We start from the raw sequence: 24,548 nt of genomic DNA on the forward strand, positions 1-24,548 counted from the left end.
CCGCTGGACCGCGCCCGAAACGAGGCGCCTCCAAACGGGAGTTCGCCATGTCCACCCTGCTCATCATCGTGCTGCTGATCCTGCTTCTGGGCGGCGGCGGCTATTACGGCCATCGCAGCTATGGAACGGCAGGGCTCGGCGGCGTTCTGGGCCTCGTGATCGTGATCGTTCTGATCCTGTGGCTGCTCGGCGCCATTGGCGGTGCACGCATCGCCTGAGCCTGACGGGCGAACCGTCAGCCAAGCTGCACGAAAGGCCTCGCGATCGGGACGGTGGGATTTCCCGCGGCCCGGTCGCCCCAGGCTTCAGGAACGATTCTCCCAGACGGCGACGGCAGCCGCCAGATCTTCCAGCGCGACGCCGACCGACTTGAACAGCGTGATCCCGCCGCCCTCGACCGGCCCGGCGATCCGGCCATGGCAGAGATCGGCCAGCGTGCCCGCCACCTTGTCGGCGCTGTAGCTGCCTTCGGCGATCGCGACGGCGACATCGCCGCCCTCGTCGATCGCCTTGCTGGAATCGACGATGACCCGCGCACGATGCAGCGCATCGGCATCCGCCTCGCGCATCTGCATGGTGAAGCCGCCGATCAGGTCGAGATGCGCCTCACGCTTCAGCCAGTGGCCGTGGATCAAGGGCTCGGTCGCGTTGGTCGCGCAGGAGATGATGTCGGCGGTGCGGGCCTCGCCTTCGAGATCGGTCGTGGCGCGGGCTTCGATGCCGTCGTTCGCCAGTTCGGCGACGGTCGCCTCCGCGGCTTCGGGACGCCTGGCCCAGACCGCGATCTCCGTCAGCGGGCGGACGGAGCGATGCGCCTTGATGATGAAGGGCGCGAGCGCGCCGGCCCCGACCATCAGCATGCGGCTGGCCGCGGGGTTCGACATGTAGCGCGAGGCCAGCGCGGACGCCGCCGCCGTGCGCCAGGTCGTCAGCCGGTTGCCGTCCATCACCGCGAGCGGCTTGCCGGTCGCGCCGTCCATCAGGAGATAGGCGCCCATGACGCCCGGCAGGTTGCGCTTGCCGTTGCCGAAGAAGACCGAGACGATCTTGGTGCCGATATAGGGATTGGTGACGTCCGGCCCGCTCCAGGCCGGCATGGTCAGCAGGATGGCGTCGGTCTCGTCCGGCCGCTGGATCGCGTATTGGCCGCGCTTGGGTGCGATGACCTCGCTGCGGAAGGCGTCGTCGAGAATGTCGATCAGGCCGGGATAGCTCAGGGCCGCGTCAATCTCGGCCACATCGAAAAGTCGCATCAATTCCGTCCGTTGGTCAGTGCCGGCAGCGCCGAGTCGGGCACGGCGGAGCGCAGCGCCTGTGTTTCGGAGCGCAGTGCCTCGGCCTCGCGGCGGTTGCGGCGCGCCGCCTTGCGGTGCTTGCCCTGCGCGATCCAGGAGGCCAGGCCGCCGACGAGGACGCCGACGGCGATGGCCGCCAGCACCACCACGAAGAGCGGCACTTCATAGGAAAGCACCGGCAGGTCGCGGCTGAAGGGATCGAGCGAAACGCGCACCGCTCCGCGATTGGCGACCGAAAACAGCACGATCACCAGCGCGACGGGAACCAGCACCAGTGCCTTGAAAAAGGCCTTCATCGGGTTTGTGCCCTTTGCATGTGCGAGCCCTCATCCTGAGGAGAAAGCCGGAGGCTTGTGTCTCGAGGGGATGCTCCGGATGCCACCGGAGCGTCCCGGACCATCCTGCGAGGCGCCGCCGCCGTGGCTCCTCGGGATGAGGGCTGGAGATGGAACCAGCCCTGAAAGGCGCCTGCGCTCAATCCTTGCCGTTCAGGCGCAGGCGCAGCTCCTTGCCCGTCTTGAAGACGGGGACGAACTTCTCCTCGACTTCCACCGCGTCGCCCGTGCGCGGGTTGCGGCCGATGCGGGCCGAGCGGCCCTTGCGCGAGAAGGCACCGAAGCCGCGCAGCTCCACCCGGTCACCCCGCGCCAGCGCCTTCACGATCTCGTCCAGGATAGCCGAGACGATGTTCTCGATGTCGCGCTGGTAGAGGTGGGTGTTGCGGTCCGCGATCCGCTGAACGAGTTCGGATTTAATCATCGCTGGAGTATAACCATTTGTATCAACATCACTTTTCAGCGGCAGGCTGCCAGAGCGCCAAGGGCGCGTCAAGCCGTAAGCCGACCGGCTGGTCGGCCGCCCGCGCGATCGTCGCCGCAAGCGCATCGAGGCCGGCGCCACGCGCCATCGCCTCGGCGAGACTCCACAGGCCGTAGGAGGAGGATTCGCTGCGACGGCGCCAGTCGCGGACCTTCAGATCCTTCGCGACGCTCTTCTCGCGCTCCAGCCAGGCGATGGCGTCCTGCTCGCCCCCGATCTGGTCGACGAGCTTCAGGCCCAGGGCCTGGCGGCCGGAATAGACCCGCCCGTCCGAGGCGGTGGTCACCTCGCTCTCGGCGAGATGACGGCGGTCGCGCACCATGTCCTTGAACCAGGTGTAGTTGTCGTTGACGACGCGCTGCAGGGCCTCGCGCGCTTCCGGCGAGGTCGGCTCGAAGCCGCTCGGCGCGGCCTTGAGCGGGCTCGACTTGATCGACTCGACCTTGACGCCGACGGTGTCGAGCAATTGCGAGACGTTCGGGAACTGGAAGAGCACGCCGATCGAGCCGACGAGCGAGGTCTGGCGCGCGACGATGCGGTCGGCGCCCATCGCGGCGATGTAGCCACCCGAAGCCGCAAGGCCGTCGACGACCGCGACCATCGGCTTCTTCGCGGCGAGCTGGCGCAGGGCGAGATGCAGCGCCTCGGAGCCGGACGTGGTGCCGCCGGGGCTGTCGACGCGCAGGACGACGGCGGAGACGGCCTTGCTGTCCTCGACCGACTTGATCAGGTCGAGCGTGCGGCGGTCACCGGAGATGAAGCCGGAAATCGTGATGCGTGCGATATGGGGGCTCGACAGGCCGGACAGGCTGTCTCCCTTCCAGGCGAAGCCGCCGATCACCGCCGCGGCGATGACGCCGAGCACGGCGAGGACGCGCCAGAGCGTCAGCTTGCGGCGCAGGCTGCGACGGTCTGCGAGCAGATCGGCATCGGATGACATCGGAAGGCTCCTGGGACTGGGTCCGTGATGTAGACCCGCCGGGCCGGCCGGGCAAGGCGCCAGGCGCCGCCTCAGGCCGCGACCGAGGCGCGCGCCCGATCGAGCGCAAGGAGGGCGAGACCGCTCGCCACGGAACGGAAGGCGTCGCCGATATGCACCTTGCCGGCGCCGAAGCGACGGTCGAACAGGCTGCGCACGGCGGGGACATAGGAGGTGCCGCCGGTCATGAAGACCGCCTCGATGCGGTCGCCACCGAGCCCGGCCTCGGCGAGCGCGCGGTCGAGCGCGCTCTCGATCGCGCCGACGTCGTCGGCGATCCAGCGCTCGAAATCGGCGCGGCGGATCGGCTTCTCGATGGTGACGCCCATCTGGTTGAAGCTCAGCGTCGTCGCCTCCTTGTCGGAGAGCGCGACCTTGGTGGCCGAGACCGCGCGGTAGAGTTCGTAGCCGAGATCGTATTCGATCACCGTCAGCAGGTCCTCGAGCTTGCCGGGCTCGACCGCCTCGCGGATCAGGGCGTTCAGCTCGGCCATGGTCTCGCGGCTCTTCATCAGGGAGAGCTTGTGCCATTGCGCGAAGGCAGCGTGATAATGGGCCGGCACCGGCAAGAGCTTGCCGAAGGAGCGGTAATCCGTGCCCTTGCCCAGCGCAGGCGAGACCGCATGCTCGATGATGCGGTAGTCGAAGGTGTCGCCGGCGACGCCGACACCGGCATGTGAGAGCGGGATCGCTTCAAGGCCGCCGCGCTTGCCGGGCTCGAAGCGCATCACCGAGAAGTCGCTGGTGCCGCCGCCGAAATCCGCGACCAGCATGGTCTGCGGCGTCTTCAGGTCGCGGGCGTACCAATAGGCGGCGCCGAGCGGCTCATAGGCGAAATCGACCTGGTTCATGCCGGCCTTGCCATAGGAGCCCTTCAGGCGACCGACCGCCAGCTCCTCGTCCGGACGCTCGCCGGCGAAGACGACCGGGCGGCCGGAAACCAGCGGCAGCGTGTCATGGCCGGGCAGGTCCGTCGTGAGATCGGACAAGAAAACGCCGATCAGGTCCTCCAGCTTGAAGAGCTTGCCGAAGAGCCGGGTCTCCTGGAAGGCGCGGCTTGAGAGATGGGTCTTGAGCGATTGCAGGAAGCGATGCTCGGTCGTCATGCCCAAGGCCATGTCGAGCGCATCGGGACCGCTGACATGGGTGATGCGGGTCTCAGGGGGGCGCCCCTCGCGCCAGAACATCAGCGCCGAGCGATAGGCGTCGACCGCGCCCTGCTTCGTGGCGAAGGAGCGCGTCATGACCGATCCGTCGGCGCCAGCCAGCGCAACGACGCTGTTGGTGGTGCCGAAGTCGATGCCGATGGCGGCGGGGGTCATGGCGCTTCTCCTGATGCATGGAAACACCACCGTCATTCCGGGGCTTCGCGAAGCGAAGAGCCCGGAATCCAGAACCGATGCAGTGGACGAGAAGGCGGAACGACGTTCAGCGTCTTCGGGTCGGTGTCATTGGTTCTGGATTCCGGGCTCGAGCCTTCGGCCCGCCCCGGAATGACGGGGTGTGTTTCGAAACAAAAGCCCGCGCGGATCGCTCCGCGCGGGCTGTCTTGGATGTCCGGCTGCTGACGCAGCCGAAACCTCACTTTTTGTCGGTGGTCGTGGCCTTCTTGAGGGCCGCGCCCAGGATGTCGCCGAGCGAGGCACCGGAATCGGCGGAGCCGTACTGGGCCATCGCTTCCTTCTCCTCGGCCATCTCGAGAGCCTTGACCGAGACCTGGATCTTGCGAGCCTTCTTGTCGAAGAGCACGACGCGGGCGTCGATGCGCTCGCCGGCCGCGAAGCGCTCGGGGCGCTGCTCGGAGCGATCGCGGGCCAGCTCGGCGCGCTTGATGAAGGTCATCATGTCGGTGTCGGCGATCTTCACGTCGAGACCCGACTCCTTCACCTCGACCACCTCACAGGTGACGATCTGGCCCTTCTTGAACTCGCCGGCATCCACGAAGGGATCGCCACCGAGCTGCTTCAGGCCGAGCGAGATACGCTCCTTCTCGACGTCCACATCGAGAACGACGGCCTGCAGGACGTCGCCCTTCTTGTATTCCTCGATGACCTGCTCGCCCGGACGGTTCCAGTCGAGATCCGAGAGATGGATCATGCCGTCGATATCGCCTTCGAGACCCAGGAACAGGCCGAACTCGGTCTTGTTCTTGACTTCGCCCTCGACCGTCGAACCGGCCGGGTGCTGCTCCGCGAAGAGCTCCCACGGGTTGCGCAGGGTCTGCTTGAGGCCGAGCGAGATGCGGCGCTTGACCGGATCGACCTCGAGGATCGCGACGTCGACTTCCTGCGAGGTCGAGACGATCTTGCCGGGGTGGACGTTCTTCTTGGTCCAGGACATCTCGGAGACGTGGATGAGGCCTTCGATGCCCGGCTCCACTTCGACGAACGCGCCGTAGTCCGTGATGTTGGTCACGCGGCCCTTGAGACGGGTGCCGACCGGGTAACGCTCGGCGATGCCATCCCACGGATCGGCCAGCAGCTGCTTGATGCCGAGGGAGATGCGGTGCGTGTCCTGGTTGATCTTGATGATCTTGACCTTGACCGTCTGGCCGATGGTCACGACCTCGGACGGATGGTTCACGCGGCGCCACGCCATGTCGGTGACGTGCAGCAGGCCGTCGATGCCGCCGAGGTCAACGAACGCACCGTATTCGGTGATGTTCTTGACGACGCCGTCGATGACCTGGCCCTCTTCGAGCGAGGCGACCAGCTCGGAACGAGCCTCGGCGCGGGTCTCTTCGAGGACGGTGCGGCGCGACACGACGATGTTGCCGCGGCGGCGATCCATCTTGAGGATCTCGAAGGGCTGCGGCTGGCCCATCAGCGGGCCGACGTCGCGGATCGGACGGATGTCGACCTGCGAGCGCGGCAGGAACGCCACGGCGCCGTCGAGATCGACGGTGTAGCCGCCCTTGACGGTGTTGAAGATCATGCCGGTGACCTTCTCGCGGGCCTCGAAGGCCTTCTCGAGCTTGACCCAGCTCTCTTCGCGGCGAGCCTTGTCGCGCGAGATGACGGCTTCGCCGAGCGCGTTCTCGATCCGGTCAAGATAGACCTCGACCTCGTCGCCGACGTTCAGTTCCTGCTCACGGCCGGGGCCGGTGAATTCCTTGAGCGCGACGCGACCTTCGGTCTTCAGACCGACGTCGATGATCGCCATATCCTTCTCGATGGCGACGACCTTGCCCTTGATGACGGAGCCTTCGAGGGCCTCGTTCCGGGTGAAGGACTCTTCGAGCAGGGCGGCGAAATCCTCGCGACCCGCGCTGTAGCTTTCAACTGCAGACATGTAATCTCCTGGGAGCCGGCCGCGTATCCCGCGGATGTCCGGCATGGGCGCCGTGGTTGGTGCTGCGATCCGGATCGCGGCCGTCGGCACCTCCTCTCGGAGGTTTCCGCCTCCCCGTCGGGCGGGGGCAGCGGAGGCGCCAGGACCAGCGGCTCGATCCGTATCCGGCAGGCCCGGCTCAAACACGAAACGGGAGCAGGTCTTGCAGACCGCCCCCGGCGCATGATCGATCACGGCCCTTCGGACAGGGGCGATGTACTGCAAGCCGGGCGCCGGAGCAAGGCCGAAGCCCGGCCGGGAGCATCAATATCGCCCCATTCGGCCCACGCGAGGCCGCATCACGCGGCATCCCCTATTCGAGGGAGCCCGCACCACCCGATATCGCGTAGCTTCCCCGGCCTCATGCTTCATGCAAGGCTACAAGCGGATTTCATCTGCGATTTGGGAGGAGTGCCATGGGCTGGGCCATTCTGGGGCTGATCGTCGTCCTCGTCGTCTATCTGATCATGACCTATAACGGCCTCGTCGCGATGCGGCAGCGCGTCAATCAGGCCTTCGCCGATATCGACGTCCAGCTGAAGCAGCGCCACGACCTGATCCCGAACCTGGTCGAGACGGTGAAGGGCTATGCGACCCACGAGAAATCGACGCTCGATGCCGTCATCGCCGCCCGCAACGCGGCGCAAGGGGCGAGCAGCGTCCATGACAAGGCCGCCGCCGAGCAGCAGCTTTCCGGCGCCGTCGGCCGGCTGCTGGCGCTGGGCGAGGCCTATCCAGACCTCAAGGCCAGCGCCAATTTCCAGCAGCTGCAAGTGGATCTCGGCAATGTCGAGGACAAGCTCGCGGCGGCGCGGCGCTTCTTCAACAATGCGGTCGGCGAGTTCAACGCCGCGATCCAGGCCTTCCCGGCCGTGCTGTTCGCCCCGCAGATGGGCTTCACCCAGCGCGAATTCTTCGATGTCGGCCCCGAGACCAGGGCGCAGATCGAGGTCGCGCCCAGCGTGAAGTTCTGACGGCGCGTCCTTCGAGGCAGCGGGAGCGGCTGCGATGGCCCAGGCCTTCGGGCTCTATACCCACCAGCGCAACAACCGGATCAGGTCGAACCTCCTGATCGCCGGCCTCTTCCTGCTGGTCTACCTCACCGCCTGGGGCCTGCTGCTCGTCGCCTTTGGCTATGGCGGGGTGCCGCGCGGGCGCACCGCCTTCGGCGAGGCGGCCCGCGTCTTCCGCTCCTGGTTCCCCTTCATCACTGCGGCGGCGATGCTCTGGGTCTTTATCGGCTTCCGCATGAATGTCGCGATGATCAACGCGGTCACGGGATCGAAGGGGCTGGCGCGTGAGGACAATCCCAAGCTCTACCGGATACTGGAAAACCTCTGCATCTCGCGCGGGCTGCCGATGCCGAAGCTCGCCATCGTCGAGAGCGAGGCACTGAACGCCTTCGCCAGCGGCGTCAACGACAGCCAGTTCACGGTCAGCGTGACGACCGGGCTGCTGGCCCAGCTCAACGACGCCGAGGTCGAGGCGGTGCTGGCGCATGAACTGACCCATATCCGCAATGGCGATGTCCGCCTGATGGTGATCGCCGTGGTGATCGCCGGCGTGGTCTCGTTCGTGGGAGAACTCGTCTTCCGCGGCTTCGGGCGCAGCCGGATCAGGGTGTCCTCCGACGATGCCAAGAAGGGCAACGGGCTTGCCATCGTCGTCGGCATCGCGGTGATCGCGATCTCCTGGTTCCTGGCCGTGCTGATCCGGCTCTCGCTTTCGCGCTCGCGCGAATATCTCGCCGATGCCGGGGCGGTCGAACTGACCAAGAACCCCGATGCGATGATCTCCGCTTTGCTCAAGATTTCCGGCCGGGCCGATATCGAGGGCGTGCCGTCGGGCGTGATGGATATGTGCTTCGAGAACGACCCGGACGATTTCGCCGACCTGTTCTCGACCCACCCCTCCGTCACCAAGCGCGTGCAGGCGCTGATCGAGACCGCCGGCGGGCGGATGCCGGCGATGCCGCCCCATCCACCGAAGATCGGCGAGCGCCAGGACCTGCCGACGATGGTCGAGGAAACCGCGGCGCGGGGGCCATGGGCCCGGTCCCCGCAGGGGCCAGGCTCGCAATAAAGTTCAAGCGACCAGCTTCGCCGGGTCGATCTCGAAAACCACGGGATAGAAGGTGCTCCAGCGGTTCCAGCGCTGCGTGCCGGCTTCGCTGACAGCCCAGAGCTTGCCGTCGGAGGCGAGGCCGAGATCCTCGATGCCGCCGGGCACGGGATAACGCGCGAGCACTCCGCCCGTCGCGGGATCGAGCTGCGACAGGAAGGCTGGCCGGTTGCCGGAACTCTGCGAGATCCAGACCTTGCCCGCCCTGTCGAAGGCCGCGCCCTGCGCGAAGAGCGGTAGCGGCAGGATGGAACGGCTGTCGCCCAGGCCGATCGGCGCCTCGCCGCCGGCCAGGATGCGGTCAACCGGGACGGCGTGCAGGTTCGGGGCGCCCTCACGGCGATAGGGGCCGAACCAGAGCGCATCTCCGAAAGCCGCCAGGAAGGATGGCCCCATCTGCTTGTCGACGCGCACCTCCTTCAACGGCGCGCATTCGCCCGTCCGGCAGGATTCCTTGAAATCCAGCGCCAGCAGCCGGCCGGAATTGGCGACGAACAGCGTGTCGCGGGCCGTGGCGAGGCCGCCGGGATGGCCATAGGTCGCCGGCAGCGCGAAGCTGCCGAGCAGGCGCCCGTCTCGGCGCGCAAGCCGGAACACCCGTGCCGGGCCGGTATCCTGGTCTCGCTCGGTGCTGCGATAGCAGGCGATCAGGATCTCGTCGCCGAACACGGTCAGACCTTGCGGGACATAGCCCTCGTTGAGGCCGGGCGACCAGTAGCGACGGCCGATCGCCGGGGCATTGGGCACATCCGTGAGTTCGCGTGCATCATAGGCCGGCGCATCGCCGGGCAAGGGCGGGCGCGCCCGCGCGGCAGACGCGAAGCACAGGCCGGCGCCCGCCATCAGGATGCGACGCCGGTCCAGGATCATGATGTCAACGCCCGTCCTGCGCCCATTCGAGCGCTTCCTCGAGACGATCGTCGCCCCAGAACAGCTCGCCGTCGCCCGCGACGAAGAACGGCGCGCCGAAGATGCCGATCGACTTGGCGTATTCGATCTCGGCCCGCAGCCGGCCCTTGACCTCCTCGCTGCGCGAAAGCGGCATCGCGACGTTCGGTTCGCTGCCAGCCTCCTTCAACGCTGCTGCCAGCACCGCCTCCTCCGAGATGTTCTTTCCTTCGGAGAACTGCGCCCGGAACAAGGCCTGCGAGAAAGCTGGCGTCCAGCCGCCGTCGCGACCGGCCAGGGCCAAACGCGTGGCGGTCAAGGAATTCTGGGGAAAGTTCTCCGGCTTAACGAAGTTCACCCCCTGCCGCCGCGCACGACGCGCCGTATCGCGCCACATATAGCGGCCCTTGCTGGGGTAGAGCGCGAAGGGCGAGGTGTTCCAGCCCTGCGCCGCGAAGATCGGCCCCAGCAAAAAGGGGCGCCAGCGCAGGGTGACACCGGCATCTCCGGCCAGCTTCTCGATTCTGAGGGCACTCAGGCAGGAATAGGGCGACGCAAACTCATACCAGAAGTCCAGAACGGGACGATTCGGCATTCAGCCTCCGAACAGGTCGTCATGTCGTGTCGCGCCCGATCGAGCCTGCGCTCTTCGCAACGCGACCGCAAGCACCGCAAATGGGTGCCTGTGGAATGGAGGGACGACGCACCCGCCGGCGCCGATCCATCAATGGACGACGCGGGATCGATCAGAAGGTTCCGATTGCTTCGCCCCGAGTGCTGCGATAGTGCGCCATTGCGTCCGAAACGCGGCCCATGGGGGCTGTTGACGCATCTTCGCGTTTCTCCGAACCGTGGAGATGCTCTAGGTCGTTGTTTTGTCGCATTTTCTTCATGCGAACCGGCATCCACTTCGCTTGAAAACGCTCTAGCAGGAAAATGAACAGATGGCTGACAGCAGCGTGAAAAAGGTCGTCCTCGCCTATTCCGGCGGTCTCGACACCTCGATCATACTCAAATGGCTGCAGACCACCTATCGATGCGAGGTCGTGACCTTCACCGCCGATCTCGGCCAGGGCGAGGAGCTCGGGCCGGCGCGGGACAAGGCGCTGCTGCTCGGCATCAAGCCGGAGAACATCTATATCGAGGACCTGCGCGAGGAATTCGTGCGCGATTACGTCTTCCCGATGTTCCGCGCGAACGCCGCCTATGAGGGCGTCTATCTGCTGGGCACCTCGATCGCGCGGCCGCTGATCGCCAAGAAGCTGATCGAGATCGCCGAGAAGACCGGCGCCGACGCCGTCTCGCACGGCGCAACCGGCAAGGGCAACGACCAGGTCCGCTTCGAATTGACCGCCTACGCGCTCAAGCCCGACGTGGTCGTGATCGCGCCCTGGCGCGAATGGGACCTGCGCTCGCGCGAGCAGCTGATCGCCTTCGCCGAGCAGCACCAGATCCCGATCGCCAAGAACAAGCGCGGCGAGGCGCCCTTCTCCGTCGACGCCAACCTGCTGCATGCCTCCTCGGAAGGCCGCGTGCTGGAGGATCCGGCGGTCGAGGTGCCCGATTACGTCTATTCGCGCACGATCTCGCCGGAAGACGCGCCGGACAAGCCGACGATCGTCACGGTCTCCTTCGAGAGGGGCGACGCGGTCGCGATCGACGGCGAGAAGCTCTCGCCCGCGACGCTGCTCGCCAAGCTCAACGATCTCGGCCGCGACAACGGCATCGGCCGGCTCGACCTGGTCGAGAACCGCTTCGTCGGCATGAAGTCGCGCGGCATGTACGAGACGCCCGGCGGCACGATCCTGCATGCGGCGCATCGCGCGATCGAGTCGATCACGCTCGACCGCGGCGCGGCCCATCTCAAGGACCAGATCATGCCGCAATATGCCGAGCTGATCTATAACGGCTTCTGGTTCTCGCCCGAGCGCGAGATGCTGCAGGCACTGATCGACAAGAGCCAGGAGTTCGTGACGGGCGACGTGCGCCTCAAGGTCTACAAGGGCGGCGTCCATGTCATCGGCCGTTCCAGCGACTACTCGCTCTACGACCAGGACCTCGTCACCTTCGAGGAAGGCGCCGTGGCCTATGACCACCGCGACGCGGCCGGCTTCATCAAGCTGAATGCGCTGCGCCTGCGCACGCTCGGCCAGCGCAAGAAGAAGCTGGGTCTCTGAAGCCCGACTATCGCGGCGCGCCTCGCGAGCGCTGCGACGCGCCGCCTCCGGGTGTCATCCCGCACGCGTTGCAGCACGAAGTGCTGCGGCGCAGATGCGGGATCGCAAGACGATAGAGACTCCAATCACCCGGCGAGGTCAGACCACGCCGGGTTTTCCTTTTCTATGAGCGCGATTTTCCAGGCACGGCGCCACGTCTTCAGAACCTTCTCGCGTTCGATCGCTTGGTTCGGGTCATCGAAGGTCTCGACATAGACGAGGCGCTCGATGTTTTACTTGGCCGCGTGTCCTGTGATCGCGCGGGACTTGTGCTCAGCAACCCGGCGCTCGATATCGCTGGTGATGCCGATATAGAGCGGCCGTCCTTACGCATCGCGAGGATGTAGACGGCGTAGATGCGGGCGGTCATATCAGCTCCGATCTTGAGAAACGGAGCCTAATCCGGCACACGGTCCCGTGTCTGCGCAGCGGCACTGCGCGCCGCAGCGCGCACGGGAAGACACGCTTTATCAATGGTCGCCTCATGAACCGCGGCAAGCCGCTTCATGAACCTGGGCCGCGTTCGCGCGTTCAGCACTCACCGATCAACCCGAGTGCTCCCGCATGTCGCGCCTTTTCGCCACTGTCCTGATCTCCGTCGCCCTCTGCGCGCCCGTCGCGGCACTCGCCCAGGAAGTCCCTCCCAAAAGCGAAAAGCCGGCAACGCCGGAGGTCGCGACCTGCAAGGCGGCCGCGCTGCAGACGCTCCACGCCAAGGAGCCGGAGATCAAGGACATCTATATCGACGAGGACGGCGCCACGGTCGCAGTCTCGGAATCGAAGATCGAGGACATTCCGGTCACGCGGATCGTCATGAGCGAGGCTTATCTGCGGACCGACCGTTCGGACAAGCCGCGCCGCTTCCTTTGCCTGCTCGGCGAAAAGAACAAGGTGCTTCTGACCTTCTTCACCGCGCGCTGAGGTGTCGTCGGCGGGCCAAGCGAAAGGGCCGCCCTGCGGCCCTGTTGCCGGTCACAACAGCGAAGCGACGCTCAGCCGCCGTCGACCACGCGGGTCGCGGGGCGGTCATGGCCATCCGCCAGCTCTTCGTGCCAGCGGCCGTTCTGGTCCTGGTAGACGATCCCGTCGGTGTTCCCCGCCACGGTCTGGCGCGCGGCGGCGCGGGTCGCCGCCTTCAAGGCCGCGTCATGCGTCGGAAAGGTTTCCGACAGCGCGCCGCCTGCCTTGTAGGCCCAGCCGCCGTCGTGCTCGACCACCTCGTATTTGACCATGACCATCGCGCACCTTCCTTTCGATCAAAGGAAAACCGCGCTCCGGCCTGCGGGTTCCGGCTAGTCGCCATTGCCGCTATCGGCCGCGCGCAGCGAATCCAGCACCGGCATCGAGGTGATGTGATAGCCGGCATCGACATGATGGATATCGCCGGTGACACCTCCGGAGAGATCCGAGAGGTAATAGAGCGCCGAGCCGCCGATCTCTTCAAGCGAAACCGACTTGCGCAAGGGCGAATTGGCACGCTGCCAAGACAGCATGGCGCGCGCGTCCGAGATGCCGGCGCCGGCCAGGGTCCGCACCGGCCCGGGCGAGAGCGCGTTGACGCGAATGCCGCGCGGGCCGTAATCGCCGGCGAGATAGCGCACGCTCGCCTCCAGCGCCGCCTTGGCGACGCCCATGACGTTGTAGTTCGGCATGATCCGGGTCGAGCCGCCATAGGTCAGCGTGATCATGCTGCCGCCCTTGGGCATGCGCTCCGCCGCGCGCCTGGCGATCTCGGTGAAGGAGAAGCAGGAGATCACCATGGTCCGCGAGAAATTCTCGCGGGTGGTGTCGGCATAGAGGCCCTTGAGCTCGTTCTTGTCGGAGAAGCCGATGGCATGAACGATGAAATCGAGCGTGTTGCGCTCGGGATCGCCGCCCCAGGCCTCGTCCAGCGCCGCGAAGGTGGCATCGACCGAGGCGGCGTCCTCGACATCGCAAGGCACGACCAGCTTCGAGCCGATGCTCTCCGCCAGCGGCCGGACACGCTTGCCGAGCGCGTCGCCCTGGTAGGTGAAGGCGATCTCGGCGCCATGGGCGTGCAGGGTGCGGGCAATGCCCCAGGCGATGGAATTCTGATTGGCGACGCCCATGATGAGGCCGCGCTTGTTGTGCATCAGCGGGAGCATGGCAAACTCGGAAGCGGCTTCAGGATCTGGCCCGAAGGCGGGAGAACGGAAGGACAGTCGGCTGGTCTGGTCGGTCTAACTCTGAACGGCATATCCGCATTGCCCGGCCATTGCCGGTGCGGGAAACAGCTAGTCAGTCTTGTTGATCGCGGCAGCGGCTGCCTTCGAAGTGGAAACCGGCACGATCTCGAAACGCACGAGGTCGTTCCACTGCCGGACCCATTCCTGCAGCAGGGCGATATCGTCGCATTCCATGATCTGGAAGCAGCGGCCGAGATCGGCCGAGACCCAGCTATCGACATAGCGCAGCCCGGCCGGAGCCATCCGCCCGCTATGCTGGAAGCGGGCGTAGACGTCCTTCACACGGGCCTGATCGAAATGCTCGATCACCATGAAGAGCATGGCGCTTCTCAGACCTCCAGCCGCTTCATCACGATGGTGGCGTTGGTGCCGCCGAAACCGAAGGAGTTCGAGAGCACGGTGCCGAGGCCCGCATTGTCGATGCGCTTGCGCACGATCGGCATGTCGGCGAAGGCCGGGTCGAGCTCGTCGATATGGGCGCTCTCGCAGATGAAGTCGTTGTTGAGCATCAGCAGCGAATAGATCGCCTCCTGCACGCCGGTGGCGCCGAGCGAGTGGCCGGTCAGCGACTTGGTCGCCGAGATCGGCGGCGCCTTGTCGCCGGCACCGAAGACCTCGCGGATCGCCTCGATCTCCTTGGCGTCGCCGACCGGGGTCGAGGTGCCGTGCGGGTTGATGTAGTCGACCTTGGACTTCACGCCTTCCAGCGCCATGCGCATGCAGCGTACCGCGCCCTCGCCGGACGGAGCGACCATATCGTAGCCATCAGAGGTGGCGCCATAGCCGACGATCTCGCCATAGATCTTGGCGCCGCGGGCCTTGGCGTGCTCCAGCTCTTCCAGCACGACGACGCCGGCGCCGCCGGCGATGACGAAGCCGTCGCGGGCGACGTCATAGGCGCGCGAGGCGCGGGCCGGGGTCGCATTGAAGTCGGAGGACATCGCGCCCATCGCGTCGAAGAGGACGGAGAGCGTCCAGTCCAGCTCCTCGCAGCCGCCGGCGAAGATCATGTCCTGCTTGCCCCACTGGATCAGCTCGTAGGCATTGCCGATGCAGTGGTTGGAGGTCGCGCAGGCCGAGGAGATCGAATAGTTGACGCCCTTGATCTTGAACCAGGTCGCCAGCGTCGCCGAGGCGGTCGAGGACATGCCCTTGGGCACGGCGAAGGGGCCGACCTTCTTCGAGGAGCCGCTCTCGCGGGCCTTGTCATAGGCGTCGATCAGGGCACGGGTCGAGGGACCGCCTGAGCCCATGATGATGCCGGTGCGCTCGTTGCTGATCTCGGCCGGCTCCAAGCCCGCATCGACGATCGCCTGCTCCATCGCGACCTGGTTCCAGGCCGAGCCGCCGCCATGGAAGCGCATGGCGCGCCGGTCGAGCACCGTCGCGGGATCGAGCGAAGGCACGCCGGCAACCTGGCTACGGAAGCCGTGCTCGGCAAAGTCGGTGACATGGGAGATGCCCGATTTCGCCGAATGCAGCGAGGCCAGGACCTCCTGCGTGTTGTTGCCGATGGACGAGACGATGCCCATCCCGGTGACCACGACGCGTCTCATGCTCGCTACTCCAGCTGTCAGCACGCGGCGGGACCAAGCCCCGCCGCTTCTGGATTCCTATCGCGCAAATGGACCGAGCGGCAGCTGCACGCAAGGCCGGCTTACGTTTTTCCTCAGGCCGCTTCCGGCTTGAACAGGCCGACGCGCATGTCGCTGACCGTATAGATGCGCTTGCCGTCGGCCTCGAGCCAGCCATCGGCGATGCCGAGGACGAGCTTCGACTTGAAGACGCGCTTGAAGTCGACGCCGTAGACGACCTTCTTGACGGTCGGCAGGACCTGATCGGCGAACTTGACCTCGCCCACGCCGAGCGCGCGGCCGCGGCCGGGCAGGCCGAGCCAACCGAGGAAGAAGCCGGTGAGCTGCCAGAGCGCATCGAGCCCGAGGCAGCCCGGCATCACCGGGTCACCCTTGAAATGGCAATCGAAGAACCAGAGGTCGGGCTTGATGTCGAACTCGGCGCGGACCATGCCCTTGCCGTGCTCGCCGCCCTCTTCGGCGATCGCGACGATCCGGTCGAACATCAGCATCGGCGGCAGCGGCAACTGCGCATTGCCCGGCCCGAACAGTTCCCCACGACCGCAGGCGAGGATCTCCTCGTAGCTGAAAGACGACTGACGCTGCATTCCCGTTAGGCTCCCTGGCACCGGCTGGATTCGGCCGGCGTCTCGCCTGCCGTGCTAACACAGCGTCAGCCGGAAACGAAAGGGCGCAGGCGCGCTTCCACGAGATGGACGCTCAAAATCCGCCTGCGACAGGTTCGGCGTTATGGGAGCCATGCCGGACAGGGGTCGTCAGGAGCGCCACGGCGTTCCGCGCTTGCGACGCCGGAACCGAGACCTTACATCTATTCTAGGAAGATCCACTCGACTGGCGGAGCATCCGAATCTCGTTGTGCACAAGGGGCAAGAATACGGCATGAGCGACCTGACCTCCCAGGACCAAGGCTACGGGATGCCGGCGCGGCAGGGTTGCCCCTTTCACGATATCCGCCAGAAGCTCCGGCGCGTCGGATTGCGGCCGACCCGCCAGCGCGTCTCGCTGGGCTGGGTGCTGTTCGCCAAAGGCCAGCGCCATGTCAGCGCCGAGATGCTGTTCGAAGAGGCGATGAAGGAGCGGATTCCGGTCTCGCTCGCGACGATCTACAACACCTTGCGCCAGTTCACCGAGGCCGGCTTGCTGCGCGAACTGACCCTCGACGGCGCCAAGGCCTATTTCGACACGGCCGATCACGACCACCACCATTTCGTGGTCGACGGCGAGAACCGGGTGATCGACATCCCCGCCGACGAGATCGACGTCGCGACCCTGCCGGTCCCGCCCGAGGGCTATGAGATCGCACGAGTCGACGTCGTGGTGCGGCTGCGCAAGATCGACGGCTGACCGCCTCTCCTCCGCTCCCGGAGACGATGTCCATGCGCTTCACCGATTCGCCGATCTCGCGCCGTGCGCTTGCAGGCCTTCTGCTCGCAGCCGCCGCTCCCGCCACGCCGGCGCTGGCCGCGCCTCGGGTGATGCGCGGCACCGTCTTCTATCGCGAGCGCATGGCGCTGCCACCCACAGCGGTGATCGAGGTCGCGCTCCTCGACATCTCGCTGGCCGATGCGCCCTCGCGCGCCATCGCCAGGACGCGCGTTTCCGGCCGCCGCATCCCGGCGCGCTGGACCTTGCGCTTCGATGATCGCCGGATCGTGCCGCGAAACCGCTACGCCCTCCAGGCCCGGATCACCGATGGCGGCCAATTGCTGTTCATCAACACGACCCAGCACACGGTCCTGGCCGGCGGCCCCGACGATACGGAGATCCTGGTCGAGCGCGTCTCCGGGCAGGATCAGCCGCCTGCGGCAGCGCCCTCCCCCGTGGGAAGCTGGCGCCTCGCCAGCCTCGGCGGCAAGGATGTTCCAACCGCGATCTCCACGACCCTGGAGATCGCGGCAGACGGCAAGGTGTCAGGCCGCGGCGGCTGCAACGGCTTCGGCGGCAACGCCACGCTCAAAGGCCGGGCGATCCGGTTCTCGCGCATGGTCTCGACGATGATGGCCTGTGCGCCGGACATCATGGCACAGGAGCGCGGCTTCCTCGACGGGCTCGGGAAGGTCCGCCGTTGGGATATCCATCGCGGCTCCGGCCTGCTCGCCCTGCTCGACGGGCGCGGCCGGCCGGTCATGGTGCTGGCGCGGCAGTAAGGTCGTCAGTCGACCTTCTCGTTCGGATAGACGCCCCAGAGGCGCTCCTGGCGGATGAAGCCGTTGACGTTGCCGACGCTGACCCGGCACCACATGTTGGTGCAGGATGCTACGCTGGCGACGACGCCGGGCTGCAGCCGGGCGACGACGGCCGCCTCCTCGTTCGCGGCGCTGCGCATGGGGAATATCTCGTCCTTCTTCTTCGACCAGGGCGCGACGAGCGCGGTGCGGCGGCCGGACAGCAGGCTGTGCAGCACCCAGCCCTCGGTCCCGTCGGCATCGCGCACGCGGCGCCAGGTCTCGAATTCCGCGGTGACCTCCATCGGCAAGCCGGCGCGCTGATAGACCCAGCGCGTGCGGTGCTCCTTCGAAGGGCCTTCGCGCAGGTTCACGCGGTCCGTCTTGAGGCTGACATAGCGCGGCACCGGCAGCCCGGTGACCGATCCGGCCTGCATGTCCTGGGCCGACGCGATCGCGGGCAAGCCGATGAGGGCCAATGCAGCCAGGGACAGGCAGCGCATCGACGGGACCTTCATGGCGCCATTCTCCTTCGTATTCCACTCGCCCCCCGGCGAAGGGGCAAGTTGTCATCCGTCGCGCCGCCGCCTAGACACGCATATGGTGCCGCGCAACAACTCCCATTCCTGGGCCACCAGGGTTAATGGCGGGTTGAGGATATCAGGCCGATACGGCCAATGACGGAGGTGTGACCGCCATGTCGAAGAAGAAGCCTTTGGTGGTGGTGACGCGCAAACTGCCCGCCGTGGTGGAAACCCGGATGCGCGAATTGTTCGACGCCCAGCTCAACATCGACGATAAGCCGATGTCGCAGGCAGCGCTGGTCGAGGCCGTGAAGACCGCCGACGTGCTCGTTCCGACCGTCACCGACAAGATCGACGCCGCCATCATCGCGCAGGCCGGCGACCAATTGCGCCTGATCGCCAATTTCGGCAACGGCGTCGACAATATCGACGTCGCCAGCGCCGTGCAGCGCGGCATCACCGTGACCAACACGCCGGGCGTGCTCACCGACGACACCGCCGACATGACGATCGCGCTGATCCTTGCCGTCGCGCGCCGCATCGCCGAGGGCGCCCGCGTCATCCCCGACGACGACTGGGCCGGCTGGTCGCCGACCTGGATGCTCGGCCGGCGCATCACCGGCAAGCGCCTCGGCATCGTCGGCATGGGCCGCATCGGCCAGGCGCTGGCGAAGCGCGCCGCCGCCTTCGGCCTGTCGATCCACTATCACAACCGCCGCCGCGTCGACCCGCGCATCGAGGAGAAGCTCGACGCGACCTATTGGGATTCGCTCGACCAGATGCTGGCGCGGATGGACATCGTCTCGGTCAACTGCCCGCATACGCCGGCGACCTACCACCTGCTCTCGGCGCGCCGCCTCAAGCTGATGAAGCCTGACGCTATCCTGGTGAACACCGCCCGCGGCGAGGTCGTCGACGAGACGGCGCTGGCCCGCATGCTGGAAGCGGGCGAGCTCGCCGGCGCCGGCCTCGACGTGTTCGAGAGCGAGCCGGCGGTCAATCCGCGCCTGCTCAAGCTCGCACGCCAGCACAAGGTCGTAGTGCTCCCGCATATGGGCTCGGCCACGCATGAAGGCCGCGCCGACATGGGCGAGAAGGTCATCGTCAACATCAAGACCTTCATGGACGGGCACAAGCCGCCGGACCGCGTGCTGCCCAGCATGCTCTGAGGCGGGACGCTCAGGCGGCGCGCAGGTCCGCGAGGCGCGCCGCTTCTCCCGGCCAATCCTTGTAGTCATCGACGACGGCAGCCGCGCCGGCGGTCAGCAGCCGTTCGCGCATGCGCCGCTTGTCGTGGGAAGCGCCGGTGAAGCCGGCGACCTGCATGCCGGCCGCACGCGCCGCCAGCACACCCGGGACCGAATCCTCCAGCACCAGGCAGCGCCCGGCTTCCGCACCCATCTGCGACGCCGCGAACAGGAAGACGTCCGGCGCCGGCTTGCCGCGCGCCACCTGCGAGGCTGAGAAGACATGAGGCTCGAACAGGTCGCTCAAGCCCGCCAGCACGAGATTGCGGCGCAGCGGCTCGAGCACCGTCGAGGATGCGACGCAGCGGCGCTCCGCCATGGCGGAGATCGCTTCCCGCACGCCGGGAAGCACACGCAATTCGCTTTCCAGCCGCGACGCGACGGCATCCTCGATCCGCGTCTCGAAATCGGCCGGAAGCGGACGGCCTAAAGCCGATTCGATGATCTTCATGCCGTCGGCCCAGGGAATGCCGACGAGCTGCTCGACATAATGGTCGAGTGTCCAGTGGCTCAGGCCGATCTCCCGGCAGATGGCGAGGCTGATCTCGCCATAGAGCGTCTCGGTGTCGATCAGCGTGCCGTCGCAATCGTAGATGACGAGGTCGAACGACACGAGGCCAGCTCCGTCCGTCGCTCAGCGGGCCTGGAGCGTGTCGAACTGGCCGGTCTTGCGGAAGCGCCAGAGATAGGACGAGATCACCGCCTCGGACGAGGTCGGCGCCAGCCCGAGCCCAGCGAAATCGCGGCCCTCGGCCTTGGCTTCCGGCGAGACGACATTGTCGCTCGCAAGCAGCGTGACCTGGTCGCGGGTCATGACCAGCTCGTCGGGGATCAGGCCGAGCGTCAGCGTATCGACGACCTGGAGGACACTGCCCATCAGCCGCGCCAGCGGGAAGGGCAGCGGCGCGAGCAGGCGCTTGCGGCCGGTCACCTTGCAGACCTCCGCGACGATCTCGCGCAGGCTCTGCACCTCCGGCCCGCCGAGTTCGTAGACGCGGCCGCCCTGGACCGCGCCGTCGACGGCGCGCGCGACGATCTCGGCGACATCGCCGACGAAGGCCGGCTGGAACTTCGTCGCGCCGTCGCCGACCAGCGGCAGCACCGGCAGCATCCGGGCCAGCGAGGCGAAACGGTTGAAGAAAGTGTCTTCCGGCCCGAACATCACCGACGGCCGCAGCACGATCGCGCCCGGCACGGAGGCGAACATGGCGGCCTCGCCCTCGGCCTTGGAACGGGCATAGGCGGAAGCCGATTCGGCGGAGGCGCCGAGCGCCGAGACATGGACCAGCCGCTTGATGCCGACAGTGGCACAGGCCTGGGCGACGGCGCGGGCGCCGTTCGCCTGAACGGCCGAGAAGTTCTGGCGGCCCTGCTCCTGCAGGATGCCGACCAGATTGACCACGGCATCGGCGCCCTTAACCGCCCCCGTGACCGAGGCGGGATAGCGCAGATTCGCCTGTACGGCGTGGATCTGGCCGACGGTGCCGATCGGCTGGAGGAAATTGGCGAGGTCCGGCCGGCGCACGGCGACGCGCACCCGATAGCCGCGCTTGACGAGCGCGCGCACGACATGGCGGCCGACGAAACCGGAGCCGCCGAAGACCGTGACGAGTTGCTGGGCCGGGGCTTGGGAAGCCATTGCGAAAGCTCCGTTTAGAATGCTTCTGCCCTCCTAGATCATGTTCCGCCAAAGTGAAATGCCTTTTGCGGCTGGGCCCGCCCGCGCCTCACGCCCTGCGGCGTTGCACCCTGTCCGGAAGTGAAGCCCGGAACGTGCCATGCCAGCTAACTGGCCCGGCCGGATAATCGGCCGATCGGCGCGAGCTGTTCGAATGGGGTTTCCACAGGCTCCCCGAAAACAAATTCATTTCGCCGCGACAGGGCCGTTGACAGGACGACTCGGCCCCCGTAAACGAACCGCCGTTGCCCAGGTGGCGGAATTGGTAGACGCACCAGCTTCAGGTGCTGGCGCCTGCAAGGGCGTGGAGGTTCGAGTCCTCTCCTGGGCACCACTCTTTTTCCTCAGCAGGAGAAAGAGACGAGCATTGAGAATGAGTTAGGGAGACCCGCTTCCGTAAGGCGGTCTCGCATACCGGCTCTCACAATGCCTTATCCCGACGCTACCAAGTCGGGGTTATCCTGCACTGATACGGAGGTCATGCCGGCCCTTCGCGCGCTTGCCGAGAGGCCGGGCGCGGGCTTGTCCGTTGCGCGGGCGCCACCTTGGCAGGGAAGCCCGGCTGACTGTGGTCCGACGGCTGCAACACCCCTGCCTTTCCCCAAGGGGAAACATCGCGCAAGCCCCCAGCCGCGAAGCCGGGGTTGAGGGCGGGGATCTCCCTGCGATGCTGGCCCTCGCGCGCGACAAGGCCTGGGATATCCCGATCGAGTTCCATGTCTTCCGCTCGCGGGCGCGGTTGCCGCCGACAGCGGAGCGCTTGTGGAACGCCATCCTGGCGCAACCCGCCCTCGGATGGATGCCCACGCCCGATCGCGCGGTCTCATGCAGGCAGCCGATCCATCGCGGATTCCGTGCAGGATTTCGGCCCGGCGCAGGACCTCTCCGGTCCCGGAACGGGAGCCGCCTCCCCCCGGGGCCAGCATTTCTCCTGGCAAAAACGAGTAATCCGAAAGGGGTACCTCTCCTGTGCGAACGGGAATCCCTTTGCTCGCTTCGCCACGCACCTAACCTGACGTAACCTGAATGCTGTTTCTGGTTAGTTGAGGGTGATGCTGTGTCTTCGGGCGATAAAATCTTGGAACCCCAACTTTCGGCAGCGGAGCTACAAGCATCCGCACAGAAGATCAAGGATCTTCGTCGTTCCGCGACCGAACATGCCATCGAGATCGGCCGCGAGCTTCTCCGCGTCAAAGCAAAAACCCCTCATGGCGCCTTCGTCAAATGGGTCGAAAAATCCTGCGAGTTCAAAATCCGAACCGCCCAGGATTTGATGAAGCTTGCCCGCGAGGCGGAAACCGACACGAAACTCGTCGCCTTGATGCTCCCATCGACCTTGCGGGTCTATCTCTCGAAGAAGACCCCGCCTGCGGTTCGCGACACCATCCTGAAACGCATCGAGAACGGCGAGCATGTGTCGCGCAGCGACCTGTACGCCCAGGCCTCGGGCGCGAACGGGCGGACAAAGGCGAAAGCCGATGACGACCCGCTGCGCGAAGGCTTCTCCTCGTCCTTCATCCCTTCCGGGTTTCTGGGGACTTCCGGAGAGCGGCGCCGCAATGCCGGCGGCGACCGGGCTCGCATGGTGGCGGAGCTGCTTCTCCGTCATCTCAGCCCAGCGGACTACGCCCTGATCATGGAAGAAATCAATTGGGAGGTCTGGAACCGAGTGTTCGTCTGGATGAAGGCGGCGCGGGTGGTGGATTCCGAGCGCGTTGCGCTCGCTCTTCCCAACGCACCTCCGACGCAAGCCATCGAAGTTCTATCCGCCAAACTGCAATGAACAGGCCTTCGATTGCCTATGCCTGATCGTCCTCCGTCCGAGGCGAGACAACCTTGAATTTGGCTTCCCGAGCGGCGATGCGTGATGCGGGCATGGCTCGATCGGTGGATAGAGAACGGAAGTCCCCATGCCGGGCTATCGTATTGACCGTCAGCCATCGTCGACGCTCGGACCGCTCACGCTCCGCCGTCGCTGGAAAATCATCTGCACCTGCGTCGCAATATCGTTAGCGGCTGCCGGGGCCTTCATCCTGCTCAAGGGCGCGGCCTATACCGCCACGACGCAGTTCCTGGTCTACGTCAAGGAAGTCCAGCCCGGCTCGGAGCTCGTCGTTTCGCTTGGGCGTGCCGATCTCACCCAGGTCGAGAACGAGATCGAGATCATCCGCTCGCGCGGCACGCTCGCCAAGGTCGTCAACGCCCTCGATCTGGCCGACGACCCCGAATTCGTCCCTGCCGCGACGCTGCCCCTGGATCTGGTCCGCAACCTTTTCGGCCTGCGGCAAACGTCGCCCGACGAGAGCCGCAACCGGCAGGAAATCGCGATCGAATCCCTCGCGAAACAGGTCGCGCTGCAGCGGGTCGGGACGAGCCATGCCATCCAGCTCAAGGTCACCACGTCCGCAGCGGAAAAGTCCGCGCTGATCGCCAGCGAGATCAGCCAGGTCATGCTGCAGGCGCGCGTCAGCGCCGATCAGGACGGCGAGCGCTCGCCGCTCCTGCGCGAGCGCCTCCAGGGACTGGGTCCGGCCGTCTATGTGATGACGCCCGCCCTCATCCCGGACAACCCTAACGGCCCCCGCAAGATTCTCGTCCTGCTCGGTGCGCTCGCCGCCGGCTTCGGGATCGGGGCGGTGCTTGCCCTGCTCCTCGACCTCAGGGACAGGTCGATCCGCACGGCGGCGCAGGTCGAGCAATTCGGGCTGGAGTGCCTCGGCGCGATTCCCTGGCTCTCACGCGAGAAGCCCGTGCCTTCGGGCCGCGGCAACGCCCTTCGCGCCCAGGCGGCGCAGGACGGGCTCCACCCCGCCCCTCTGCTGACCCAGACGCTTCTGCGGATGGCGGTGGCCACCGAAGCGGCGAAGGCGCGCGTCGTCGGCATCGCATCGCCGATCGCCGGAGACGGTGCGACGACCGTGGCGCGGCATTTCGCCGAGGCCGCCGCCCGTAACCAGAAAGTGCTGCTCGTCGAGGCAGGCCGGGGCGCGACGGCAACGCCCGGCGCGGCAATTCCCGGTGACAGCCATCCGGAGCCGCGCGACGGCGACCTCTGGCACGACGATGCGGGCGGCCCCGACGTCCTGACCATCGCGGCCTCGGCCGGCGGCGACGGCTGCGCGAACTGGTGGATGCATTGCGGCCGCAAGTCGCTCGCCGCCTATGACCTGATCGTCGTCGGCCTGCCGCCTCTCGAACAGGGCGCCGCCTTCCGCATCGCCGCGCAGAGCATCGACGGCATCCTGCTGGTGATGAAATGGGGCGGTGCCGATGTCGAGCGGATCGAGCGCGCCTTCGCCATCTCGGGGGCGATGCCGACGGATTTCATCGGCGCGGTCCTGAACGGCATCGACGGCCGGATGATCGGGCTGTTCGGAGACAAGCTCTGGAAAGCCGAAACCGTCGTGGGGGCTCGCCGCAGCCCGTTCGCCTTTGAAATGCCGGCCGAGCCGGCTGCTGGATCAGCGTGAAACGGAGAAATGCT

Annotated in this window: 26 protein-coding genes, 1 tRNA gene and 1 pseudogene; 11 read left to right on the forward strand and 17 right to left on the reverse strand. The window is 66.5% G+C overall.

Features of this window, described 5'->3' with window-relative positions; translation table 11 throughout:
• Positions 1 to 47 precede the first annotated feature (47 nt).
• Positions 48 to 218, forward strand: coding sequence for a DUF3309 family protein (locus JHD80_RS05055; RefSeq protein ID WP_199085287.1), 171 nt, complete (start codon positions 48 to 50; stop codon positions 216 to 218).
• 87 nt (positions 219 to 305) lie between these two features.
• Here the strand turns inward: JHD80_RS05055 and lhpI are convergent, their stop codons facing one another.
• The 6 genes from lhpI to rpsA form a co-directional block, all read right to left on the reverse strand.
• The gene (gene lhpI, locus JHD80_RS05060; protein ID WP_199085288.1) at positions 306 to 1,253 is read right to left on the reverse strand and encodes a bifunctional Delta(1)-pyrroline-2-carboxylate/Delta(1)-piperideine-2-carboxylate reductase; all 948 of its coding nucleotides are present in this window, start codon (positions 1,251 to 1,253) and stop codon (positions 306 to 308) included.
• The gene (locus tag JHD80_RS05065) at positions 1,253 to 1,591 is read right to left on the reverse strand and encodes a LapA family protein (RefSeq protein WP_199085289.1); all 339 of its coding nucleotides are present in this window, start codon (positions 1,589 to 1,591) and stop codon (positions 1,253 to 1,255) included. The genes lhpI and JHD80_RS05065 overlap by 1 nt, the downstream gene beginning before the upstream one ends.
• 178 nt (positions 1,592 to 1,769) lie before the next feature.
• On the reverse strand, positions 1,770 to 2,054 hold the full coding sequence (gene ihfB, locus JHD80_RS05070; protein WP_199085290.1) for an integration host factor subunit beta: 285 nt from the start codon (positions 2,052 to 2,054) through the stop codon (positions 1,770 to 1,772).
• A 28-nt stretch (positions 2,055 to 2,082) separates the two neighbouring features.
• Positions 2,083 to 3,054: a signal peptide peptidase SppA gene (sppA, locus tag JHD80_RS05075; RefSeq protein ID WP_199085291.1), complete on the reverse strand. Its 972-nt coding sequence runs from the start codon at positions 3,052 to 3,054 to the stop codon at positions 2,083 to 2,085.
• A gap of 71 nt (positions 3,055 to 3,125) precedes the next feature.
• Complete coding sequence (locus JHD80_RS05080) at positions 3,126 to 4,415, reverse strand: Hsp70 family protein (protein WP_199085292.1); 1,290 nt, start codon at positions 4,413 to 4,415, stop codon at positions 3,126 to 3,128.
• A gap of 259 nt (positions 4,416 to 4,674) precedes the next feature.
• Positions 4,675 to 6,384, reverse strand: a complete 1,710-nt coding sequence (rpsA, locus tag JHD80_RS05085) for a 30S ribosomal protein S1 (RefSeq protein ID WP_199085293.1) — start codon at positions 6,382 to 6,384, stop codon at positions 4,675 to 4,677.
• A gap of 455 nt (positions 6,385 to 6,839) precedes the next feature.
• Here rpsA and JHD80_RS05090 point away from each other — a divergent pair, with 455 nt between their 5' ends.
• Together JHD80_RS05090 and JHD80_RS05095 are read left to right on the forward strand one after the other, a co-directional pair.
• Positions 6,840 to 7,397 (forward strand): LemA family protein, encoded by a 558-nt coding sequence (locus JHD80_RS05090; protein ID WP_199085294.1) that lies wholly within the window; start codon positions 6,840 to 6,842, stop codon positions 7,395 to 7,397.
• 34 nt (positions 7,398 to 7,431) lie between these two features.
• On the forward strand, positions 7,432 to 8,505 hold the full coding sequence (locus JHD80_RS05095; RefSeq protein WP_199085295.1) for a M48 family metallopeptidase: 1,074 nt from the start codon (positions 7,432 to 7,434) through the stop codon (positions 8,503 to 8,505).
• Positions 8,506 to 8,508: 3 nt separating this feature from the next.
• On the opposite strand, the gene JHD80_RS05100 is transcribed toward JHD80_RS05095, so the two are convergent.
• Positions 8,509 to 9,414, reverse strand: coding sequence for an NHL repeat-containing protein (locus JHD80_RS05100; RefSeq protein WP_199085296.1), 906 nt, complete (start codon positions 9,412 to 9,414; stop codon positions 8,509 to 8,511).
• Positions 9,415 to 9,418: 4 nt separating this feature from the next.
• Entirely contained in the window at positions 9,419 to 10,027 is a 609-nt protein-coding gene (locus tag JHD80_RS05105; RefSeq protein ID WP_199085297.1) for a 2-hydroxychromene-2-carboxylate isomerase, read from the reverse strand.
• A 349-nt stretch (positions 10,028 to 10,376) separates the two neighbouring features.
• Between JHD80_RS05105 and JHD80_RS05110 the strand changes: the two genes are divergently transcribed.
• On the forward strand, positions 10,377 to 11,609 hold the full coding sequence (locus JHD80_RS05110) for an argininosuccinate synthase (RefSeq protein ID WP_199085298.1): 1,233 nt from the start codon (positions 10,377 to 10,379) through the stop codon (positions 11,607 to 11,609).
• A gap of 125 nt (positions 11,610 to 11,734) precedes the next feature.
• Here JHD80_RS05110 and JHD80_RS28615 read toward each other — a convergent pair.
• Positions 11,735 to 12,018, reverse strand: a pseudogene (locus JHD80_RS28615) (GIY-YIG nuclease family protein).
• 194 nt (positions 12,019 to 12,212) lie between these two features.
• Here JHD80_RS28615 and JHD80_RS05115 point away from each other — a divergent pair.
• The gene (locus JHD80_RS05115) at positions 12,213 to 12,569 is read left to right on the forward strand and encodes a hypothetical protein (protein WP_199085299.1); all 357 of its coding nucleotides are present in this window, start codon (positions 12,213 to 12,215) and stop codon (positions 12,567 to 12,569) included.
• A 71-nt stretch (positions 12,570 to 12,640) separates the two neighbouring features.
• Here JHD80_RS05115 and JHD80_RS05120 read toward each other — a convergent pair whose 3' ends face one another.
• From JHD80_RS05120 to fabA, 5 genes are all read right to left on the reverse strand, one after another.
• The gene (locus JHD80_RS05120) at positions 12,641 to 12,886 is read right to left on the reverse strand and encodes a DUF2188 domain-containing protein (protein WP_199085300.1); all 246 of its coding nucleotides are present in this window, start codon (positions 12,884 to 12,886) and stop codon (positions 12,641 to 12,643) included.
• A gap of 54 nt (positions 12,887 to 12,940) precedes the next feature.
• A complete protein-coding gene (fabI, locus tag JHD80_RS05125; protein ID WP_199085301.1) occupies positions 12,941 to 13,774 on the reverse strand; it encodes an enoyl-ACP reductase FabI in 834 nt (277 codons plus the stop codon).
• 129 nt (positions 13,775 to 13,903) lie between these two features.
• Positions 13,904 to 14,176 carry a DUF3303 domain-containing protein gene (locus JHD80_RS05130; protein WP_199085302.1) on the reverse strand — a complete coding sequence of 91 codons (273 nt, stop codon included), beginning with the start codon at positions 14,174 to 14,176 and terminating at the stop codon, positions 13,904 to 13,906.
• A gap of 8 nt (positions 14,177 to 14,184) precedes the next feature.
• Positions 14,185 to 15,411, reverse strand: a complete 1,227-nt coding sequence (fabB, locus tag JHD80_RS05135) for a beta-ketoacyl-ACP synthase I (RefSeq protein ID WP_199085303.1) — start codon at positions 15,409 to 15,411, stop codon at positions 14,185 to 14,187.
• 113 nt (positions 15,412 to 15,524) lie between these two features.
• The gene (fabA, locus tag JHD80_RS05140; protein WP_199085304.1) at positions 15,525 to 16,037 is read right to left on the reverse strand and encodes a 3-hydroxyacyl-[acyl-carrier-protein] dehydratase FabA; all 513 of its coding nucleotides are present in this window, start codon (positions 16,035 to 16,037) and stop codon (positions 15,525 to 15,527) included.
• Between the two features lie 292 nt (positions 16,038 to 16,329).
• Here fabA and irrA point away from each other — a divergent pair, with 292 nt between their 5' ends.
• Both irrA and JHD80_RS05150 read left to right on the forward strand, forming a co-directional pair.
• A complete protein-coding gene (irrA, locus tag JHD80_RS05145; RefSeq protein ID WP_199085305.1) occupies positions 16,330 to 16,794 on the forward strand; it encodes an iron response transcriptional regulator IrrA in 465 nt (154 codons plus the stop codon).
• A gap of 32 nt (positions 16,795 to 16,826) precedes the next feature.
• Complete coding sequence (locus JHD80_RS05150; RefSeq protein WP_199085306.1) at positions 16,827 to 17,597, forward strand: YbaY family lipoprotein; 771 nt, start codon at positions 16,827 to 16,829, stop codon at positions 17,595 to 17,597.
• A 5-nt stretch (positions 17,598 to 17,602) separates the two neighbouring features.
• On the opposite strand, the gene JHD80_RS05155 is transcribed toward JHD80_RS05150, so the two are convergent.
• Positions 17,603 to 18,133, reverse strand: coding sequence for an SH3 domain-containing protein (locus tag JHD80_RS05155; protein WP_199085307.1), 531 nt, complete (start codon positions 18,131 to 18,133; stop codon positions 17,603 to 17,605).
• Between the two features lie 179 nt (positions 18,134 to 18,312).
• Here JHD80_RS05155 and JHD80_RS05160 point away from each other — a divergent pair, with 179 nt between their 5' ends.
• Positions 18,313 to 19,308, forward strand: coding sequence for a 2-hydroxyacid dehydrogenase (locus JHD80_RS05160; RefSeq protein WP_199085308.1), 996 nt, complete (start codon positions 18,313 to 18,315; stop codon positions 19,306 to 19,308).
• 10 nt (positions 19,309 to 19,318) lie between these two features.
• On the opposite strand, the gene JHD80_RS05165 is transcribed toward JHD80_RS05160, so the two are convergent.
• Both JHD80_RS05165 and JHD80_RS05170 read right to left on the reverse strand, forming a co-directional pair.
• Positions 19,319 to 19,999 (reverse strand): HAD family hydrolase, encoded by a 681-nt coding sequence (locus JHD80_RS05165; RefSeq protein ID WP_199085309.1) that lies wholly within the window; start codon positions 19,997 to 19,999, stop codon positions 19,319 to 19,321.
• Positions 20,000 to 20,020: 21 nt separating this feature from the next.
• Entirely contained in the window at positions 20,021 to 21,025 is a 1,005-nt protein-coding gene (locus JHD80_RS05170; RefSeq protein ID WP_199085310.1) for a complex I NDUFA9 subunit family protein, read from the reverse strand.
• A 286-nt stretch (positions 21,026 to 21,311) separates the two neighbouring features.
• On the opposite strand from JHD80_RS05170, the gene JHD80_RS05175 reads away from it, so the two are divergent.
• The 3 genes from JHD80_RS05175 to JHD80_RS05185 all read left to right on the forward strand — a co-directional run bounded on the left by JHD80_RS05175 (position 21,312) and on the right by JHD80_RS05185 (position 24,534).
• Positions 21,312 to 21,398 (forward strand) — tRNA-Leu (locus tag JHD80_RS05175).
• Positions 21,399 to 22,142: 744 nt separating this feature from the next.
• Entirely contained in the window at positions 22,143 to 22,847 is a 705-nt protein-coding gene (locus JHD80_RS05180) for a DUF3102 domain-containing protein (RefSeq protein WP_199085311.1), read from the forward strand.
• A 127-nt stretch (positions 22,848 to 22,974) separates the two neighbouring features.
• A complete protein-coding gene (locus JHD80_RS05185; RefSeq protein ID WP_199085312.1) occupies positions 22,975 to 24,534 on the forward strand; it encodes a Wzz/FepE/Etk N-terminal domain-containing protein in 1,560 nt (519 codons plus the stop codon).
• The last annotated feature ends 14 nt before the right edge of the window (positions 24,535 to 24,548 follow it).

Source organism: Allobosea sp. ASV33 (assembly GCF_016428755.1).
In the GTDB taxonomy this organism is placed as follows: Bacteria; Pseudomonadota; Alphaproteobacteria; order Rhizobiales; family Beijerinckiaceae; genus Allobosea.